Here is a 19,703-nt window from a genome sequence, read left to right on the forward strand (position 1 = left end):
ATTCTCTATATAATCCATTTTCTTTTAATAAAAATACTATTTTAAATATCATTGCAAAAATATAAATATTTTTGCTATTTACACTTTTCATATATAAATGTCGCTTTGATTTTATTTTATTTAAATAGGAGTTTTTCTTCCAAGTCGGAAAACTTTTGCAAATTAGTTCGCATGTTTTCTTTAGTAATTCATTTCTTATTTTTTTATCTTTTATTCTACAAATACGTTCCATTGAACTACCTAGCATAATTCTTATATACAAGTATTCTAACTCACTATAATATTCTTGAAGTAATTCATTTTTTTTATAATAATTAACTATATTTTCTAGAATCTTAAAAATTTGAGCATTCTTTTCACCTTGAGTATTAGCAATTGAACCACCACGTTGAATATAATATACAAAAGGTTGTGAAACGTAACTAGCTACATTAATATAAGGAATTAGTTTACAAAAAAATTCTGTATCTTCATAAATTAACCCTTTTGGAAAAATCACACCAGACTTCATAAGCATTTCTCTACGATAAATCTTATTCCAAGCTGCTGCAAGTGTATCAATAAACATATCTTTTTTATCAACATATTTTTTTGCCTTTACTAATTTCATTTTCCTGTTATAAACCTTATAATAATCACAAACAACAATATCACTATTTTCATTCTTTGCTTTACTATACATCTTCTCATACATATTAATGTCTATATAGTCATCTGAATCAACAAAACCAATGTACTCTCCATTACAGTATGACAAGCCATAGTTTCTTGCATCAGATAGACCTCCATTCTTTTTGATAAATGATTTGACTAAGTGAGGAAATTTACTTACATATTGATCTATTATCTTTTGAGAATTATCTGTTGATCCATCATTTACAACAATGATCTCTATATCTTCTAAAGTTTGATTTACAAGAGATTCTAGACATTTCCTTATATACTTTTCAACATTATACACTGGAACTACTATACTTACCTTTATGTTCTTCATTTTCTCACCTCATACTTCACTATATTCTACCAGTAGCTTCCTCCTTCTACTTTGTCTTTTTCTTTTGGAGTTTCTATACTGGATGGATGCACCCAATACTCATTAAATAATTTTTTATATTCCGTACGCTCTTCCCAACGCTTACCCTTTATACCGAATAGCAATTGTGTAGCACCTGCCATTTGAATTGATTGTTTTCCCAAACTTTTAACATAACTCGCTAATGGCAATCCATATGCACCTGCACCAATGATGGCTACATCGAAATCAATTTTTTTAATCTCACTGCACATACTTTTTAAAGCTTCAAGCCAACTTTCATATTCATCAGAACCTCCATATGACTGTACAGTTTTAAAATATGATACCTCTTTAAAATCAGGTAGTACTTCAGCATCTTCAAATAATTTATCCTTATTAATCAATTGTTTCTTTATAGTTTCAGTAAAAAGGTTGACTATTAACAGCTTTTTCCCTCTAAGGGCCGCTGACCACGGATTCTTGTAGAAGAAAGGTTCTAAAGACATAATATTCATCAACTTAGCAGATGGACAGTGCTTTTTATAAATATTTCTTTCTGCAGCAACCCCCCACACAGCAAGAACATCAATATCTGAAATCGCTTCAGTATAAACTTCACAAAATTCTGCAATGCTATTACTATCATTAGGGAAGACACCAGATAATTGTTTAATATTTTCTAAGTTATCCTGATTAAAATCTTTATTATTCATCCATTTTTCTATACAACGACTTTCCGCTGCACCAAATCTAGCAATCATACATGGTTCACCAGAAAGAATTAACTGTCTAATTAAATCATTTCCCTCATATTTAGAAAGAATATTTTCGTTTCTATATGAAATTTTAAACCTAATATCTTTATATATATTTGAAAAAAACTTTTTAATTTTACCATCATTATCCATTACATTGTACCACCTTTACTTATTTTCTCTCGCAACCTTCCATAAGAATTTTATATTAGTCTTTAAATACCTAATAAAGAGTCTCTTTGGATCTTGTATTAATCTATATAACCATTCTAAGCTAAACTTTTGCATCCAAATTGGTGCCCTTTTTATCTTCTCTGCATAATAATCAAATCCAGCACCAACGCCAAGCATTGTTGCATTTATTCTATTTTTGTGAATGTGCATCCATTTTTCTTGTTTAGGAGCTCCAAGTCCTACCCAGACAAAATCTGGATTAAGTTTATTTATTTCATTTAATTTTTCTTCACTTTCTAGAGATACCTCTGATTTAAATGGAGGAGAATACATTCCTATAATATTTAATTTAGGGTATTTCTCATTAAGCTTTATCTTTAATAACTTTAAAGTTTCCTCTGTACTTCCATAAAAGTAATGTCTATATCCTTTTTCTTCTGATTTCTTAAATAACTCTCCCATTAAATCTGGGCCTGTTACTCTTTCAGCATTTTTAAATCCTCTTCTTTTACTTACAATTGAAAGTGGTTTACCATCTGGAAGGGCTAGTGCACCTCCATTTTGAATTTCTCTATATTTTTTATCTTCATAAGCTGTAACAGTAGTGTGAACATTAGAAACACAGATATAATTTCCTCTCAACTCTTCTAATTTTTCTTCAATGTATCTTACTGTTTCACTAAGATTGGTAACGGCTATATTTACACCTAATATATTGCAGAAGTCCACTATTATCCTCCAAATTTATATTGCTACGTTTTCCATAAACCATTTATAAGCCTCTCTTATTCCAACCTTTAATTCCATCTTATATTTCCAACCTGCTTTTTCTAATCTACTTACATCTAATAATTTTCTTGGAGTTCCATCTGGTTTTGTACTATCCCAAACTATTTCTCCTTCATAACCCACAACTTCTTTTATTAGTTCTGCTAAACCTCTTATAGTTATTTCTTTTCCTGTTCCTATATTAAAGAAGTCATTTCCTTCATAGTTTTCCATTAAATAAATACATGCATCTGCCATATCTTCTGAGTATAAGAATTCTCTAAGTGGTGTACCACTTCCCCATACTACTACTTCTTCTGCATTATTTACTTTTGCTTCATGAAATCTTCTTATAAGTGCTGGCATTACATGAGAATTTTCCGGATGAAAATTATCATATGGTCCGTAAAGGTTAGTAGGCATTACACTTATAAAATTTGTTCCATATTGCTTATTAAAAAACTCACACATTTTAAGTCCAGATATTTTTGCTAATGCATAAGCTTCATTAGTTTCTTCTAAATGTCCTGAAAGTAAATATTCTTCCTTTATTGGTTGTGGACACATCTTTGGATAAATACAGGAGCTTCCTAAAAACATTAGTTTTTTAACTCCGTACTTATATGCATTTCCTATAACATTATTTTGAATTTGTAAGTTTTCATATATAAAGTCTGCTGGATAATTAGAATTTGCATATATTCCTCCTACCTTTGCAGCTGCTAAAAATACATACTCTGGTTTTTCTTCTTTAAAAAAGTTCTCAACTTCTATAAAATTCATAAGATCTAATTCCTTATGAGTTTTATCTATAATATTTGTATATCCTTTTTTCTGTAATTCTCTAACTATAGCAGAACCTACAAGTCCTCTATGCCCAGCTACATAAATTTTACTGTCCTTTTTCATAATTTCACCTTCTTATTACTTAGTAGCATCTACTTCTTTTCCTGCTATTTCTTTCATATCAGCATCTACCATCATTGAAACTAAGCCTTCAAAGCTTACTTTTCTTTTCCAGCCTAATTCTCTTTCTGCTTTACTAGAATCTCCCCATAATAGATCAACTTCTGTTGGTCTAAAGTATCTAGGATTTACATCTACTAATAATCTTCCAGTGGACTTATCATATCCCTTTTCATCTGCTCCAGTGCCCTTCCACTCTATCTCAATTCCTACTTCTTTAAAGGCTAAATTAACAAATTCTCTTACAGTATGAGTTTCATTAGTTGCAAGTACATAGTCATCTGGCTTATCTTGTTGAAGCATTAGCCACATTCCATAAACATAATCTCCTGCAAATCCCCAATCTCTCTTTGCATCCATATTTCCTAGGGATAACTTTTCTTGCTTTCCAGCAATAATTGATGCAACTGCTCTAGTAATTTTTCTAGTAACGAAGGTCTCCCCTCTTCTTGGAGATTCATGATTAAATAAAATTCCATTACAAGCAAATAAATCATAACTTTCTCTATAATTAACTGTTATCCAATAGGAATAAAGCTTAGCAGCCCCATATGGACTCTTTGGATAAAATGGAGTTTTTTCACTTTGTGGTGCTGTATCAGAAAGTCCACCAAATAATTCTGATGTAGAAGCTTGATAAAACTTGCATTTAACACCTGTTTCTCTTATGGCATCCAAAAGTCTTAATGTTCCAACTCCTGTTACTTCAGCAGTATATTCAGGTACCTCAAAAGATACAGCAACATGAGATTGTGCTGCTAAATTATATATTTCTATAGGTCTTATTTTTTCTATTAATCTATTTAAATTAGATGAATCTGTTAAATCTCCATAGTGTAAAAACAAACTTTTATTTCCTATTTTAGGATTTTCAAATAAATGATCTATTCTTGAAGTACTAATACTTGAATGTCTTCTAATTATTCCATGTACCTCATATCCTTTTTCTAATAATAACTCTGTTAAATATGATCCATCCTGACCTGTTATTCCCGTAATTAAAGCAACTTTTTTCATTAATAACTCCTCCATTTTTTGCTAATTAAACTATATTTCTCAATTCTTTAGCATTAACTACATTAGACTTTTGTCCAATTATTATTTTTCCATCATTTTCAATAACATATATATCACTTAGTCCTTCAACTATTACTCTATGATTTGAAGAAACCAATAAATTGTTATTTCCTTTTAAGCTAGTAGCTTGTCCTATTACTACATTTCCAAAATCATCTTTTATAGTGTGCCTCTCAATAGCCTCCCAGCTTCCAATATCATCCCAACCAAAATCACTAGGAATTACATATATTTCTTTAGACTTTTCTAAAACTGAATAATCTATTGAAATGGCTTCCATATTCATATATTCTCTATTTATTAAATCTTGTAATTTTTCTTCCTGTACATCTTGAATATTGTGAAGAGACTCAAAAATACTAGATGAATATTTACTTATTTCGCATAAAATATTCTCTACTGTCCAAATAAACATTCCACCATTCCATAAGTAATTGCCGCTTGAAACATATTCATTAGCTAATTCTTCATTTGGCTTTTCAACAAACTTTTCAACTTTAACAACTTCACTTTTAATTAATTTATTTCTTTCTTCACTACATTTAATATACCCATAACCTGTTTCTGCTCTAGTAGGTTCCATTCCTAAGGTTATAATTGCATTATTATTATTTTTTATAAAAGTATCAGCTTCTAAAATTATTCTTCTAAACTCTTCCTCATCATTAATTAAATGATCTGATGGTAATACTACCATAGTTAAATCTTTATAATACCTTTTTACTACAAAAGCAGATAAGGCAATACATGGAGTTGTATTTCTTCCTTCTGGCTCAACAATAATATTTCTATCTGGTAGTTCTGGAAGCTGCTTCTTAACTAAATCTACATACATTTCTCCAGTACATACAAATATTCTTTCTATAGGAATAATAGGTTTTATTCTATTTACAGTCATTTGTATCATAGTTTCATCACCTATTAAATTTAGAAATTGCTTAGGTTTTTCTTCCGTTGATAATGGCCAGAAACGCGTCCCCTTTCCTCCAGCCATAATTAAAGCACATAACATTTTCATTCCTCCATCTAACAAACATTCTTATTGCTAACTAATACAAAAAATGCTTCAAATATAAGCTTTAAGTATAATAAAGATTTATATAATTTACATATTTAAAATTAATATTCCTCCGTTATTACTTCTACTCGTAGTCGTAATAATATTCACTTCTACTTACATCTATTCCGTTTAATACCATTCCAATTATATTTGCATTTACTTTTTTTAATAAATCAACAGCATTTTTAACAGATTCTTTCTTTGTTCTCTCAGCTCTAACCACTAATATAGTACCATCTGCCTTTGTAGATAAAATTTGAGAGTCTGTAACAACTTTCAGTGGAGGAGTATCTAATATTATATAATCAAAAGTCTCTTTTAGAGATTCTAGTAAATAACTCATAGCCTTTGATGAAAGCATTTCAGATGGATTAGGAGGTATTTTACCTGATGTTAACAAAAATAAATTTTTATTATACCTATGTGTAACACTAGCTAAATCAGCTTTACCTATCATTACATCTGATAAACCAAGTAAATTTGAAATTTTAAACTTCTTATGCAAGCTTGGTTTTCTTAAATCGCAGTCTATTAACATAATCTTTTTATCTCCTTGAGCCATGCATAATGCTAAATTCCCTGATGTTGTAGACTTCCCTTCTTCTGGTTCTGCACTAGTTACAACTATTACCCTGTACTCCTTGTCAAAAGATGAATATTGTATATTTGTTCTTAATGTTCTATAGCTTTCAGCTACCATAGACTTAGGTTCTTTTTCAACTATAAACATAACTTCCCCCTATGATTCCTTCACTGTAGGTATTATTCCAATTACAGGAATTTCAAATTCTCTTTCTAATTGCTCCTTATTTTTAAATGTATTACCTAAGAATTCTAATAAAAATGCTAGTCCAACAGCTACTATCATTCCTAGTGCAAAAGCTATTGCTATATTCATAATTATATTAGGACTAACAGGTTTTTTTGGTAATTCTACAGCCTCTATAACTTTAATATTTCCATTAGGAACTAATTCCTTAGCTGTTTTTATAAACTCATCAGAAACTCCTTCAATAACAACCTTAGCTTCTTGAGGATTCTTACTCTTATACTTAATTTGTAAAATTTGAGTATCTTCTACTGTAACTACTGTAAGATTTTTTAATATCTCACTTGGTTCTAATTTGAGGCTAATACCTTTTAACCCTCTAGAAAGTAAATCTTTAGTTTTAATAGCTTCAGAATAAGTCTTCATAAGCTTTTGATACATCATAACCTCATCTTGACTATAGCTTTCCTTTTCACTTTCATCCTTACCTATAAAAAACTTTGTACTTGCTTCATATTTAGGTTTAATAATAAAAAAACTTAACGCTGCTGAAGCTATAGTTACTATTAATGTAATTGTTACTATCATTAACCATCTTTTTTTCAGAGCCTCAAATAACTCATCTAACCCCAACTCTCTCTCTTCCAATCTTTTCCCTCCAACTAAAATACCTCTCTATATTGCAGCAATTTATTACAATCAATAAATTACTAAATGAAAGTTTATTAATTTCATAATCATTTATTATTAAAGTTTATATCTTATTACTATTTTTTTACTCAAAATATTATGCCATAATTATCTAGTTCTAAAATAAAAATTATCTTTCTGGTAAAATTTCATTTAAAGATACTGCTGAAAAATATTGTTTTTATAAACATGATGTTCAAAAATTTTTAGCATCATATTTTACTCTTCATTATATTCAGTAGTGTGCAGATTAGAACAAATATTCTTCAAAGATTGAGTTGGAGCAATATATTATTACAATAATAAAAAAATTAAATGCAAACTAAAAGGATTGAGTCCTGTTCAATACAGGATTCAATCCTCATTAGTTATTCATATCTTATCTATTTATTAAATATTTTCAAAAAACTTTTTTATAGTCTCTATTATTAAATTTACTTCTTCTAATTTTAAATCATAATATAATGGTAATCTCAACAACCTTTCACTTTCTTTTGTAGTATAATTATCTTGTCCATTAAATCTTCCAAAGTGTATTCCTGCTTTCGAAGAATGTAATGGGATATAATGAAATACACTCATTATATCCTTTTCTTTTAAATAATTTATTAATTTAGTTCTTTCTTCTAAATTCTTAACTTTAACATAAAACATATGTGCATTATGATTACACTCTTTAGGTATATATGGTAATTCTAAAACCCCTTTATTCTTTAGTTGAGTTAGTCCATCATAATATCTGTTCCAAATATTTAATCTCTTTTCATTTATATTATCAGCTTCTTCTAATTGAGCATAAAGATAAGCTGCATTTAATTCACTTGGTAAAAATGATGATCCTAGATCAACCCACGAATATTTATCTATTTCTCCTCTAAAAAATTTACTTCTATTTGTTCCTTTCTCTCTTATTATTTCTGCTCTTTCAATAAACTTATTATTATTAATTAAAATTGCTCCCCCTTCACCCATAATATAATTTTTTGTTTCATGAAAACTATAGCATCCAATATCTCCAATAGTTCCTAACGCTTTGCCTTTATAAGTAGAAATTACTCCTTGAGCAGCGTCTTCAATTGCATATAAATTATGTTTTTTAGCTATTTCCATAATTTTATCCATTTCACAAGCTACTCCTGCATAGTGTACTGGCACTATAGCTTTCGTTTTTTCTGTAATAGCCGCCTCTATTAAATTTTCATCGATGTTCATGGTGTCTGGTCTTATATCGACAAACACTATTTTTGCTCCTCTTAACACAAATGCATTTACAGTTGATACAAAAGTGTATGACGGTGCAATAATTTCATCTCCTGGATTAATACCACACAATATTGCTGCCATTTCTAATGCATGTGTACATGATGTTGTCAATAACGCTTTTTTCGTCAAAAAATTTTTTTCAAACCATTCGCTACATTTTTTTGTAAATGGACCATCTCCACATAACTTCCTATTTTGTTTTATTGCCTCTGCTAAATATTTTTCCTCTTTTCCCACACAAGGTGGTACATTGAAATTTATCATCAATTATCCCTCACCTCTAATATTATTAATATATTCGATAAATAGTAAGTATTTTTATCGAAAAATAGAACAAAAAATGTTTCAAATATAAATTTTAAGTCCAATAAAAAAACATATCATTTGCATATTTAAATATTCATTATATTCTATCATATTAAATAGTGTTCAAATGAGAACAAATATTTCTTAAATAATGAGCTGAAGCAATATATATTATTACAACGATAAAAAACTAAAAGGATTGAGCCCTGTTCAATACAGGGTTTAATCCTCTCATATTATTACTTACTCTACAATTAAATTGATCCATTTTTCAGAATTATCCATCATATCAAGCATTTCTTTCATTGAATTAAACCTCATTATTATAATACCAATGCATCCATTGGCTCCTATAAATGCTTGAATATGATCATTAATCTCATAATTTAGATGAGTTTCAACAATGTTATCTTTTTTCACTTTTTCATCTATTTTAATTTCTTTTAGAATACCTTCTTTTAAACTATGGATAGCATAATAACTCCAGAATCCATTAGTATCTTTCATTTCTATATCATCGCAATTTTCTCCCATAGCAGATTTTATAGTATATTCAATCATATCTATTCCTGTTGCATACCTTATTACCTGTGGTATAAAATTACCTCCGTTTCTTGGTCCAACCTCCATTAAATATACATTTTCTTCTTTATCTATTCTAATATCAAAGTTATATGCTCCTGACTTCATATTCAATAAACTTAATAGTCTTTGTATTTCATTATGAATTTTTTTATGAATTCTCTTTGGCTGATTATAAGGGAAACTTGCTGATATTGGAACAAATTTATTTAATCCATTACCATCAAAATGATCATTTCCAAAACATCTGAATACTAAATTCCCATCAATTATAAATCCATCTCCAGCAACTTGATATCCATGCTTATCAACAAATTCTTCTATTATAAATCTTTTACTTCTCGAATATAATAACGCATTGTTAATTTGCTTTTCTAAATTATTAAAATCACTTAATTTAGTAACTCCTTTACTTCCAGAAGAGTCTACTGGTTTAATAATAACAGGTAATTTAAAATTTAAAATTTCTTTTCTTGCTTCTTCTATTGAATCATATCCCTTAGCTTTTGGAGTCTTAAAATTATTTTTCTCAAGAAATTCCCTAAATTTATCTTTATTAGTTAATATCTCTACTGATTTATATGGATTTGTTGGCAATCCAAGTTTTTCTGCAACATATGCTGCTGTAGGTGCTGCTGGATCTGAAGCATAAGCTACTATTCCATCTACCTTTTCCTTTCTAGCTATATCCAATATTGTTTCTTTGTCTATGGTACTTACACAATAAAATTTATCTGAATAGTTTTTGCCAGGATTATCTGGCAAATAATCACATAAAATAGTATAGTACCCTCTACTATTGGCATATTCTATTGCAGGTATTTGCTGTGTTGATCCTCCTAATAGTATTATTCTTTTCTCCACTCTTTCCACTTTTCAGAACTCCTTCAAAATATTTTAGTTTTACATATATATTATTTTTTATATTTAAATTTAGCTACTATCATGTTTATTAAAATTATTTGCTGTTAATTCATTATTAATTTCATAACTTCATTAATTTATAAAAATTAAAGCCCTTAACTCTAAAAATTTATTTCATTGAAATGTAGATTGCTATAAAAAAATTACATATCTAACACTTATAGACATTATTTTCAATATGATGTCTATTGTTAAATATGTAATTCAAACCCAATCTTCATATTCGGATTTCTCTTTTCATCTCTATGTGCATCTGAACCAAAAAAGCTATATATTTTATTTTTCAAGAAAATTTCTGCTGTTTTCTTAACTTCTTTTCCGAAGTCTCCTGTTATACTTCCTATATTAAGCTGAAAAAGAAATCCTTCTTTGATAAACTCATTTATTAAAGAAGGATCTGGAGCAATATGTTCTTACAACAATAAAAGAATTAAATTCCAAAGAAATAGGAGGTATCCCTCCTATTTACATCTAAATAAACCTTTTTTAGTTTTTGTTCTTTCTGTAGATTCACTTTTTTTCATTAATATAGAAAAACCTTTTTTGCCTATCTCTTGCATCTCTTTATTTATATACTCTTCTTTTATATTATCTTCAGCTCCAATAAAGCTATAAACACCTTTTTTCTTTAGTACATTTGCTGTTTTTAAAACTTTCTTTCCATATATGCCATTAATACTTGCTAAATCTAACTGTAGCAAACAATCTTCACTTAATAGCTTATCTATATTTTTATTAACATCTACTATTTCTTTAATTTTTTCAGGTCCGACTATAATAGGTGTATAATCTCTTAAATTAAATTCATATATAATTTCAATTAACTCTTTTATAGTATTGCTTTCCTCAATATTTAGTAAAACATATTTGCTATTATTTATACTGCCTATTTTTCCATTAATAAATTCCATAATATTGTCATAGTTATCTCTAATTATATTTGCAGGATATAGCTTTAAAAATACGCCCTTTTCTGTAAAATATAAATTTAAATCATCTACTATTAATTTCACTTCATCTATAGAACTTTTAGATTCTTCATCATAGTAAACTGGAGCAATAATTAATCTATTAATTCCCAAATTGCTTATAGCTTCAATTTTCTCTAATAATTTTGCTTCACTAAAATTATCTTTTATAACTAAATCCTTTAAAATTAAGCTGGCAAACATCCTATCCACCTCTATTTCATATCCTTTTCAATAAGATAAATTATAGGACTTTATTTCTTATTTTACCATAAATTTCATTCTTCAATTTTTTATATAAAACAACAAAAACTTTATATTACTTTAAACAATTATTTAGATAAAGTATATTTTACATAAGGAATTACCATAGATAATAAGTATTATTCTTTATCCCAACATAAGAAATATTACTTCTAAGCCTTAGAACCGCCTCTAGCTTTGACAGTAAATATTATTACTAATCCCATCCTAATAGCTGCTTTTCTATAGCATCATAATCAACTTCTCTACCTGTAAAGTTATGAAATCTTAACTTTCTAGTATCTGATTTATAGGATTTTCCTTTCTGAGAATTACCGACTCCTCCATTGACATTATTCTTTTTAGAAGCAACCTTTTGATTTAAATAAAGCTCAAACTTATCACCAAATAAAGTAAAAGGATTTAGATATTGCTCAAAGTCAGTACCACTCCACTCACTAACCTTTTTATCAATAACAACTTTAAAATCTTCAACTGCAAATCCTTCTCTAAGTCTTGCTGTAATTAAGCCAACTGTCCTTCTGTTAGTAATTCTATAATTTACATTAGCTCTAGCATTTAAATAATTTAATATAAACTCTAACTTATCTTTTATACTTTTTAAATCATTAGTATTTTTAGTAGTTAAGTTATTTAGTAGATTAGTCTTTGTTGTATCATTTGATGAAGATCCCCTATTCATATCCTTAGATAAAGTGTCTTTATTATTTTGATTAGGGTCTTCTGAAATACTTTTATCCTCTTCTTTATAATTAATACTGTTCTTATTAACTTCAGTTAATTTATCTTCCTCATTTTTAATTAACTCTTCGAAATTTACTTGAATACTTTTTTCAGATGGTTCATTGTAGTGCTGACTATAATCTAATATTTCTTCTCTATTAATTATTTCAGTTTTTGAATTAACTGAAATAATATTATCTTTACTATTTGAATTGTTTAAAATAGTCTTTTCATTATTATTTAAATCTATGTTACTAGTTGCTTGTTCTGTCATCTCTCCTATAATATTTGAATTCATATCACTATCATCTTGTCCATCTATTGAATTCATGCAACTAATACCTTCTCCTCTTATTTCCCTTCTATTATTGGAATTTATCTCATTAATAAATTGTCCATTCATTTTCCTACTACTATTCTTACTTTCATGTTCTATATTAATTAATGATCTATTTTCTGAAGTATATAGAAAATCATTAAACTTATCCCCTAAGGTATAATAAGAAAAGGTTCCCCCCTCCTTCTTTGTATAATGAGAAAGAAGACCTAAATCTCTTAATTTAAGCATCCTCATCATAATAGTTCTCTTACCTAGACCTAAGAAAGGCATTTCTTCAGAAATATTTTTATAGCTTATCCAATAGTACTTAACTCCATCAACCTCTTCATAATTCATCTTTCCACTTTTCATAAAATCTTGAAAAAATCTAAGAATAGCTAAATCCTTAACATCTAATTCGAACTCCATAATCTTTTTAACTGAAAACCCTAAAAATGAAAATTGCATATTACATCCTCCTAAACATAATTTAAAATACGTTGTCATTAATTAAGTATCCAGTTTTTATGGAAATTGAGAAAAATAAATAAGATAATTAAAGAACTCGTGTCTATCGAGTAAACTTTACCAATGCTATCCACATTTGAAGATACCGTTTTAAGTCTTAAATGACAAAATTAAAAGTCACCTAAGAATATTTTAATACTCCTAGGTGACTTGGATAAGAAATAAATCTTATCTAAATGTCATTGCTTTTCTACCTGGTATTTTTATTTAAGTTAATACGCAATAGTTATCAAGTTTAGAATTATATTATAAAAAGACTATCATTATACTAATCTAAATATTTTTTTAATATATTTGCAAATATACTGAACTATAAGTGCTAATAAAATCATTATTGGGAACAGCAAAACAACATAAATACTACTTCTTACACTTTGCTCTTTAAACGCTACTTTAAGTACTATTAAATGCACCAAATACATTTCAAAAGAAATGTTATTTATGAAAGTAATTACTTTTGAATTTAATTTAAATTTCAATAAAAGTAACGTAATTAATGTTATGAATACAATTGGAGTAATATATTGTATATCCCAATATTTTTTATGAAGTAAAAACATACATATACCGAAAAAGGCTAATAAAATAATTAACTTAATTGTATATCTCTTTTGATACATTTCATATATTCTATCTTTATATATTGCGAAAATAATTCCAATTGTAAAACATATAGAAGTGTTATACCACCAAGAGCCCCTATTAAATTTTTTGCACAAGATAATATAAACTATTGTTGAAATAATTATAAAAACAATCCCTGTTTTGCCTTTAAAAAACTTAAAAGCAATATAGAAAGAAAAATACATAAATATCATAACTGCAACAAACCATAATTCTCTTTCATTCGCAAATCTAAAACTTATTGAAGATATTAACACATCTCGTATCCCATATCTCGTATTTAAAAATAAGTTATTTATTGCAGTAACAACAATATTTGATACGAAAAATACCAAATACAGGTTCAGTATTTTTCTCCAGAAGCCTTTCAAATAGTTTTCTTTTTTTAAATACTGAACCATTAATCCATATCCAGCTACAAATAAAAAAATTGATACTGCTAAAAAACCAGCATTTCTAAATATATTATAATATGTATTATGCTTACTAGAAAACAGTGCAATATGATGGAAAATAACAATTAATACTGATAGCCCTTTTAAGCAATCAGTACTTTGTTTATCTAAATATTCATTGACTTCTACATTTGTTACCTTACTTTTTTTAGAAACAATAAATATAATAGCCCCTATAAACAAAAAAATCCAATAGTAGTTAATTAAATTAATTCTCATTTTTCCTCCTTTTTATTCCTATTATACATAAAAATCAACAATTAATATCATATTCAATTATTACCAGAACTTAAACTCTAACCACAGAATATAATAGGCACCATTTTAGATTTAAAATATGAAAATTAGCAACTGTTATCTATTCTATCTTTAAAGATATTATTTAGAACTGAAAATAAATAAATGAGTTATATGTTGATGCTACTGCATAAACTATACTTATAGAAAATAACAATATTATTAAAATTCTTTCTACATTTGAAAAAAAAATTTTATTTTTAATTTTATCTGTAAATTTATAGATAGGAGTGCATGCTATAATACCTATAATCCATTCAAATTTATACTCTATTAAATACCTCATTATTACATCATAAGAAACTTTATTAAAATTAAAACTAAACATAATATTTATATACTATAATGCATATTCTAATTTGCTTGATCTAAAGAATACCCAGCCAACCATTATTAATATTATAGAATAAATATGTTTAATAAAATTAGGTAGTTTGTCCAACATTTTTCCATATACATATTTTTCTAGTGTTATTACCACTCCATAATAAACACCCCATACTATAAAATTCCACGCTGAGCCATGCCAAAATTCTGTTAATAACCATACTACAAATGTGTTAATAATATGTCTTAATACAGGAACTCTATTTTCTCCCAAAGGTATATATACATAATCTCTAAAGAAAGAACTTAATGAAATGTGCCATCTTCTCCAAAATTCAGTAATAGATTTAGATATGTATAGATAATTAAAGTTTTCTAAAAAGTCAAACTCAAACATCTTCCCTATGCCTATAACCATGTCTGAATACCCTGAAAAATCAAAATTAATCTGTAATGTATAAGCTATAATACCTATCCATGCAAATCCAAAATTTAAATATTCAATTTTTAATGTAAAAATACTATCTGCTACTGCAGCAAAAGTGTTTGATAGTATAACTTTTTTTCCTATTCCAAAAACAAATCTCTTTATCCCTTCTTCAAATTTATCAGAACTCTCTTCTCTTTTTACTATTTGTTTATCAATATCTAAGTATCTAGATATTGGACCTGCTGTTACTTGTGGAAAAAATTATATATATATCATCATATTTAAAGGATTTTTTCTAAAAATACTACTATTCCTATATACATCAACCACATAGCTAATTCCTTTAAATGTATAAAAAGAAATTCCTATAGGCATTATAATTTTACTTATAGTTATATCGGAAGAAAAAACAGTATTTAAATTCTCTATAAAGAAATTCATATATTTATAATATCCTAGTAAAGCAATGTTAACTATTACTGTAATAATTAATATTATTTTAGAATAATTCAACTTTCCTTTAACTATTCTATTTATTAGAAATGCACCAATATAATTTATTGATATAGATATACGAAGTATATATAGATAATTTATTCCTAAATAACCATAGAAAAAGAATCGTGTCCATCTTCATAAAAAGCTGGATATTTATCATCATACATATTTCCTTTATGAGGTATATATAAATAATATAAATCTCCACTATAACTTTTTACTATGTCATCTATTGTTTGTAATGCTTTGAGAACCTTATCTCCACTACTTTCTACATTTTCATTTTCAGAAACACAGTTTTTGTATGGTAATAAGTATCCATCTTCGCCTATTACAACATCCTATATTTTTTTCTTATCTAATAGATTTAATTGAATAGACGAATATGCCCTCTAATAGTGTCTCTTTCATATAATTGATCTGCGAAATATTTTTCATAATTCTTAAAAAATTCCCCATTAAATAATGTTAATCTATCAATCTTAGGCGATTGAGCTAATTTCCTATTTTCTATAACAGACTTTTCTCTATCTTTATCAATTGCAGTAAAAACATGGACTATGAATATTATAGATAAAATAACCCTATAAAAATCTTCTGGTTAACCTTAGCTATTTTAGCCACTTTTTACAACTCCCCTCATCTAGTAGTATAATTTCCCTATAAATTCTACCAGATATATGATAACACTTCAATAATTGTTAATATTACAACTCTATTAAACCAATATTCTCCAACCACTCAATCTAGTAGCATCATCCATTATGTTATATTTTTCTTTAGAATTCCCTAAATTAATTATCAACTGATTAAACGTATTCTAGATGTTGTCCCCTCTATACCTAGAAAACTATTATTGCATTGCTCTATTTCCACTGAAGTTTTCACCACTATTTATTCATTTATTATCTTTAATAAAGCATCTCCATACTTTTCAATCTTTATATCACCAAAGCCTGATACTTCTTTTAGCTCAACTTTATTTTTAGATACATTAGCCCTATTAGTACCTTCATTAATATTAGTCTTGTTACTTTTTTGAATATTAATATTAGTATCATCTTCATTAGCATCATTGTTGATGTCAATACTAATATTATTAACATCCATCGAATTATTTAAATCCATACTTTCACTTTTAGAAGAATTAAATTCTTCTAAAAGCTCCCTATACTTCTTTGAAAAACTTGGCTTATCTCCTCTATGAAGCTTAAGAAAGCTTTCTGCTCTTTTTTTAAATCTTCATCATTTAATGCTTGAAGATCTGCATCTGCATTGGATTTCTTAATAAAGTCAATTAATTGATCTGTCCTAATGACTTTATCCTTTACTTCTTTCTTCGCAAATTTATAATTTAAATATGTTCTAGCATTAGCTAGTACAACTATAGATTTATAATTTTCATCAAAGAATTTTTCTACTAACATCTTCATTATTATGTTACTCTTGCTTTCTTTCTTAATTCTCTTTATAACATCCAAATGTCTTTGATTTTGAGTTATAGGAAAATAAATACCTTCTTTAATATATCTTCCTTTAAAATTAAAAGTTCTTATAAAGTTACCTTGCGAATCAATTTCTATGTTCCCAATTAAATTTTTACACTCTATTATAAAGGTTGTTTTTCTAGTAACTAAAATATAATCAATTTGAGCTGATAACTCATCTATCTTTAAAGTAATACCATGTAATACATACATCAGCATATCACTATTCTTTAGTTCATAAGCTATATTTTTCTCTCAAATTCTCCCATAGTGGCTATCTTTAGTTCTTTCTCAAGCTTATATTTAAAACTACCTTGAGCCTTACTATATAACTCTTGTAGTTTTGAGATATAAACTTTAAGTTCACCTTCTTCTTTAAGAAAAATCGATTTGTCCAATTTCTTAAATAAAACCTTAAGATACCTCACTGACATATATAAAATATGCCTATCTATAAATTTATAGATAGACATATTTTATAATGAAATTTATTATTTCTATAATCTCCAATAAACAAAATTATTTTTATCAATGCTACTTTTATCGATTATACCTTTAATATCAATAAACACATTTTTCTCATCACACTCTTTTGTAACTGCGACTTCATCTAGTTCTCTAGAAGCTAAATAGAATTTATTAAAATCACTGATTTTCATTTCTCTATATTCGCTATGTGATACTGCTAAAATAATAGCATCCATACATCTAATATTATCCACTTCCTCTAAAGTATATCCATACTCTTCTTCAAATTCATTTTTATCTGCAACTGGATCTACTATAATTGGATTTATTTCATATTCTTTTAATCCATTTATTATATCAATAACTTTAGTGTTTCTAGTATCTGGACAGTCTTCCTTAAAAGTCACTCCAAGTACTGCTACTTTAGCACCTTTTACTCTTTTATTTGCTTTTATTAAACTCTTCACCGTATTTTCTACTACATATTTAGCCATTCCATCATTTATTTCTCTCCCTGATGCAATCACGTTAGAATCTACTCCAATTTCTTTTGCTTTATGAATTAAATAGTAAGGATCTACTCCTATGCAATGTCCACCTACTAGCCCTGGATTCATCTTTATAAAGTTCCACTTGCTACCTGCTGCATCAATTACAGCCTTAGTATCAATCCCCATTTTATTAAAAATCATAGAAAGTTCATTTACAAAAGAAATCATAACATCTCTTTGGCAATTCTCAATTAATTTAGCAGCCTCAGCAACCTTTATACTTTCAGCTCTGTAAACGCCAGCTTCTATTACTAATTCATATGTTTTGGCAACCGTTTCTAAAGTTTCTTCATCCATTCCAGAAACTATTTTAACTATATTCTCTAGTCTATGAACTTTATCACCAGGATTTATTCTTTCTGGTGAATAAGCTACTTTAAAATCTTGTCCGCATTTTAAACCTGACTCTTTTTCTAAGATAGGAACACATATGTCTTCAGTAACACCAGGATATACTGTTGATTCATATACTACTATAGATCCTTTAGTGAGATTTCTTCCTAAAATCTCACTTGATTTTTTTACTGGTGTTAAATCTGGTGTTTTATCTTCATTAGTTGGTGTTGGCACAGCAACAATATGAAAATTACATTCTTTTAATTTACTTTCATCGTTAGTGAAAATGACTGTTGAATTTTTAACTGCCTTATCACCGACTTCATTAGTTGGATCTATTCCTGATTTATATGTCTTAATTTTTTCACTATTAATATCAAACCCAATAACATCAAGCTTTTTCCCAAAAGCTATAGCTAATGGTAACCCTACATAACCTAGTCCTACTACAGATAATCTTAATTTCAATTTAATTCCCCTCATTTTACACTTTAATATATTTATCTTTCTTTATTATTTTTCCATCCAAATATTCTTTCATATATAATAATTTATTGTTTTTCATCTCATTATAATCTTTTTCATTTCTTTTATTAATAGTTTTAGCTGGATTTCCTCCTACAACTTCTAACGGATTCACATCTCTTGTAACCACAGATCCCATAGCTATTATAGCTCCTTCTCCTATTGTTATTCCTGGGATAATAGTAGAATTAGCACCGATCCATACATTATCCTCAATTACAACTTTCTTACATAATTGAATTTCATCAAATGGAATCATATTAGCGTTTTTATAATTGTGATCTACACTCCATATTGTAACATTAGGTCCTAATACTACATTGTTTCCAATAACTACTCCCCCATAGCAATTCATCTTACAATTTGCTCCTAGATGAACATAATCCCCTATCTGTAATCTATTTATCGAACCTATCTCTAAATCACCTTCAATTGAAATATTAGAATTAATTTTTCTTAATGTTTTTCTTGTAATCCATTGATTATATATATTTCTCATCTTTTTTTCTTACCTTTAATTTCATTATATATTGTTTCACACTATCTAGTAATAT

Annotated in this window: 20 protein-coding genes and 2 pseudogenes; 2 read left to right on the top strand and 20 right to left on the bottom strand. The window is 27.5% G+C overall.

The genetic code is table 11. From position 1 onward, the window contains the following. From E6248_RS04030 to E6248_RS04065, 8 genes are all read right to left on the bottom strand, one after another. On the bottom strand, nt 1–994 hold a 994-nt coding region (locus E6248_RS04030), incomplete at its 3' end, for a glycosyltransferase (RefSeq protein WP_316339537.1). Nucleotides 995–1,020: 26 nt separating this feature from the next. Beyond that, nucleotides 1,021–1,923 (bottom strand): hypothetical protein, encoded by a 903-nt coding sequence (locus tag E6248_RS04035; protein WP_316339538.1) that lies wholly within the window; start codon nt 1,921–1,923, stop codon nt 1,021–1,023. Between the two features lie 15 nt (nt 1,924–1,938). Next, nucleotides 1,939–2,673 carry a WecB/TagA/CpsF family glycosyltransferase gene (locus tag E6248_RS04040; protein WP_396335126.1) on the bottom strand — a complete coding sequence of 245 codons (735 nt, stop codon included), beginning with the start codon at nt 2,671–2,673 and terminating at the stop codon, nt 1,939–1,941. A gap of 15 nt (nt 2,674–2,688) precedes the next feature. Beyond that, nucleotides 2,689–3,624: a GDP-L-fucose synthase gene (locus E6248_RS04045; RefSeq protein ID WP_316339554.1), complete on the bottom strand. Its 936-nt coding sequence runs from the start codon at nt 3,622–3,624 to the stop codon at nt 2,689–2,691. A 12-nt stretch (nt 3,625–3,636) separates the two neighbouring features. Continuing rightward, nucleotides 3,637–4,695: a GDP-mannose 4,6-dehydratase gene (gene gmd / locus E6248_RS04050; protein ID WP_316339539.1), complete on the bottom strand. Its 1,059-nt coding sequence runs from the start codon at nt 4,693–4,695 to the stop codon at nt 3,637–3,639. A gap of 25 nt (nt 4,696–4,720) precedes the next feature. Next, nucleotides 4,721–5,767, bottom strand: a complete 1,047-nt coding sequence (locus E6248_RS04055) for a mannose-1-phosphate guanylyltransferase (RefSeq protein ID WP_316339540.1) — start codon at nt 5,765–5,767, stop codon at nt 4,721–4,723. A 130-nt stretch (nt 5,768–5,897) separates the two neighbouring features. Further along, entirely contained in the window at nt 5,898–6,545 is a 648-nt protein-coding gene (locus tag E6248_RS04060) for a CpsD/CapB family tyrosine-protein kinase (RefSeq protein WP_316339541.1), read from the bottom strand. Nucleotides 6,546–6,554: 9 nt separating this feature from the next. Then, complete coding sequence (locus E6248_RS04065) at nt 6,555–7,232, bottom strand: Wzz/FepE/Etk N-terminal domain-containing protein (protein WP_316339542.1); 678 nt, start codon at nt 7,230–7,232, stop codon at nt 6,555–6,557. Nucleotides 7,233–7,560: 328 nt separating this feature from the next. On the opposite strand from E6248_RS04065, the pseudogene E6248_RS04070 reads away from it, so the two are divergent. Continuing rightward, a pseudogene (locus E6248_RS04070) lies at nt 7,561–7,668 on the top strand (IS3 family transposase); the annotation flags it as partial. On the opposite strand, the gene rffA reads toward E6248_RS04070, so the two are convergent. Next, entirely contained in the window at nt 7,665–8,801 is a 1,137-nt protein-coding gene (gene rffA / locus E6248_RS04075) for a dTDP-4-amino-4,6-dideoxygalactose transaminase (RefSeq protein ID WP_316339543.1), read from the bottom strand. The pseudogene E6248_RS04070 and the gene rffA overlap by 4 nt on opposite strands. A 208-nt stretch (nt 8,802–9,009) precedes the next feature. On the opposite strand from rffA, the gene E6248_RS16390 reads away from it, so the two are divergent. Continuing rightward, nucleotides 9,010–9,069, top strand: coding sequence for an IS3 family transposase (locus E6248_RS16390; RefSeq protein WP_396335127.1), 60 nt, complete (start codon nt 9,010–9,012; stop codon nt 9,067–9,069). 17 nt (nt 9,070–9,086) lie between these two features. On the opposite strand, the gene E6248_RS04080 is transcribed toward E6248_RS16390, so the two are convergent. The 11 genes and pseudogenes from E6248_RS04080 to E6248_RS04130 all read right to left on the bottom strand — a co-directional run bounded on the left by E6248_RS04080 (nt 9,087) and on the right by E6248_RS04130 (nt 19,648). Next, nucleotides 9,087–10,298 (bottom strand): ATP-grasp domain-containing protein, encoded by a 1,212-nt coding sequence (locus tag E6248_RS04080; RefSeq protein WP_316339544.1) that lies wholly within the window; start codon nt 10,296–10,298, stop codon nt 9,087–9,089. A gap of 242 nt (nt 10,299–10,540) precedes the next feature. Further along, nucleotides 10,541–10,756 carry a CpsB/CapC family capsule biosynthesis tyrosine phosphatase gene (locus E6248_RS04085; RefSeq protein ID WP_396335128.1) on the bottom strand — a complete coding sequence of 72 codons (216 nt, stop codon included), beginning with the start codon at nt 10,754–10,756 and terminating at the stop codon, nt 10,541–10,543. Between the two features lie 54 nt (nt 10,757–10,810). Further along, nucleotides 10,811–11,521 (bottom strand): CpsB/CapC family capsule biosynthesis tyrosine phosphatase, encoded by a 711-nt coding sequence (locus E6248_RS04090; protein WP_316339545.1) that lies wholly within the window; start codon nt 11,519–11,521, stop codon nt 10,811–10,813. Between the two features lie 256 nt (nt 11,522–11,777). After that, nucleotides 11,778–13,091: a conserved phage C-terminal domain-containing protein gene (locus tag E6248_RS04095; protein ID WP_316339546.1), complete on the bottom strand. Its 1,314-nt coding sequence runs from the start codon at nt 13,089–13,091 to the stop codon at nt 11,778–11,780. Nucleotides 13,092–13,414: 323 nt separating this feature from the next. Next, on the bottom strand, nt 13,415–14,449 hold the full coding sequence (locus E6248_RS04100) for an acyltransferase (RefSeq protein ID WP_316339547.1): 1,035 nt from the start codon (nt 14,447–14,449) through the stop codon (nt 13,415–13,417). Nucleotides 14,450–14,867: 418 nt separating this feature from the next. Then, nucleotides 14,868–15,533: pseudogene (locus tag E6248_RS04105) on the bottom strand (MBOAT family O-acyltransferase); the annotation flags it as partial. Nucleotides 15,534–16,676: 1,143 nt separating this feature from the next. Next, complete coding sequence (locus E6248_RS04110) at nt 16,677–16,910, bottom strand: hypothetical protein (RefSeq protein WP_316339548.1); 234 nt, start codon at nt 16,908–16,910, stop codon at nt 16,677–16,679. Nucleotides 16,911–16,939: 29 nt separating this feature from the next. Then, on the bottom strand, nt 16,940–17,488 hold the full coding sequence (locus E6248_RS04115; RefSeq protein ID WP_316339549.1) for a nuclease-related domain-containing protein: 549 nt from the start codon (nt 17,486–17,488) through the stop codon (nt 16,940–16,942). A gap of 23 nt (nt 17,489–17,511) precedes the next feature. Beyond that, nucleotides 17,512–17,703 carry a hypothetical protein gene (locus E6248_RS04120; protein WP_316339550.1) on the bottom strand — a complete coding sequence of 64 codons (192 nt, stop codon included), beginning with the start codon at nt 17,701–17,703 and terminating at the stop codon, nt 17,512–17,514. Between the two features lie 63 nt (nt 17,704–17,766). Next, nucleotides 17,767–19,107, bottom strand: a complete 1,341-nt coding sequence (locus E6248_RS04125) for a nucleotide sugar dehydrogenase (RefSeq protein ID WP_316339551.1) — start codon at nt 19,105–19,107, stop codon at nt 17,767–17,769. Nucleotide 19,108: 1 nt separating this feature from the next. Further along, nucleotides 19,109–19,648 (bottom strand): acyltransferase, encoded by a 540-nt coding sequence (locus E6248_RS04130; protein WP_316339552.1) that lies wholly within the window; start codon nt 19,646–19,648, stop codon nt 19,109–19,111. Nucleotides 19,649–19,703: the final 55 nt, after the last annotated feature.

This window comes from Clostridium sp., assembly GCF_032552055.1.
Classification (GTDB): Bacteria; Bacillota; Clostridia; order Clostridiales; family Clostridiaceae; genus Clostridium.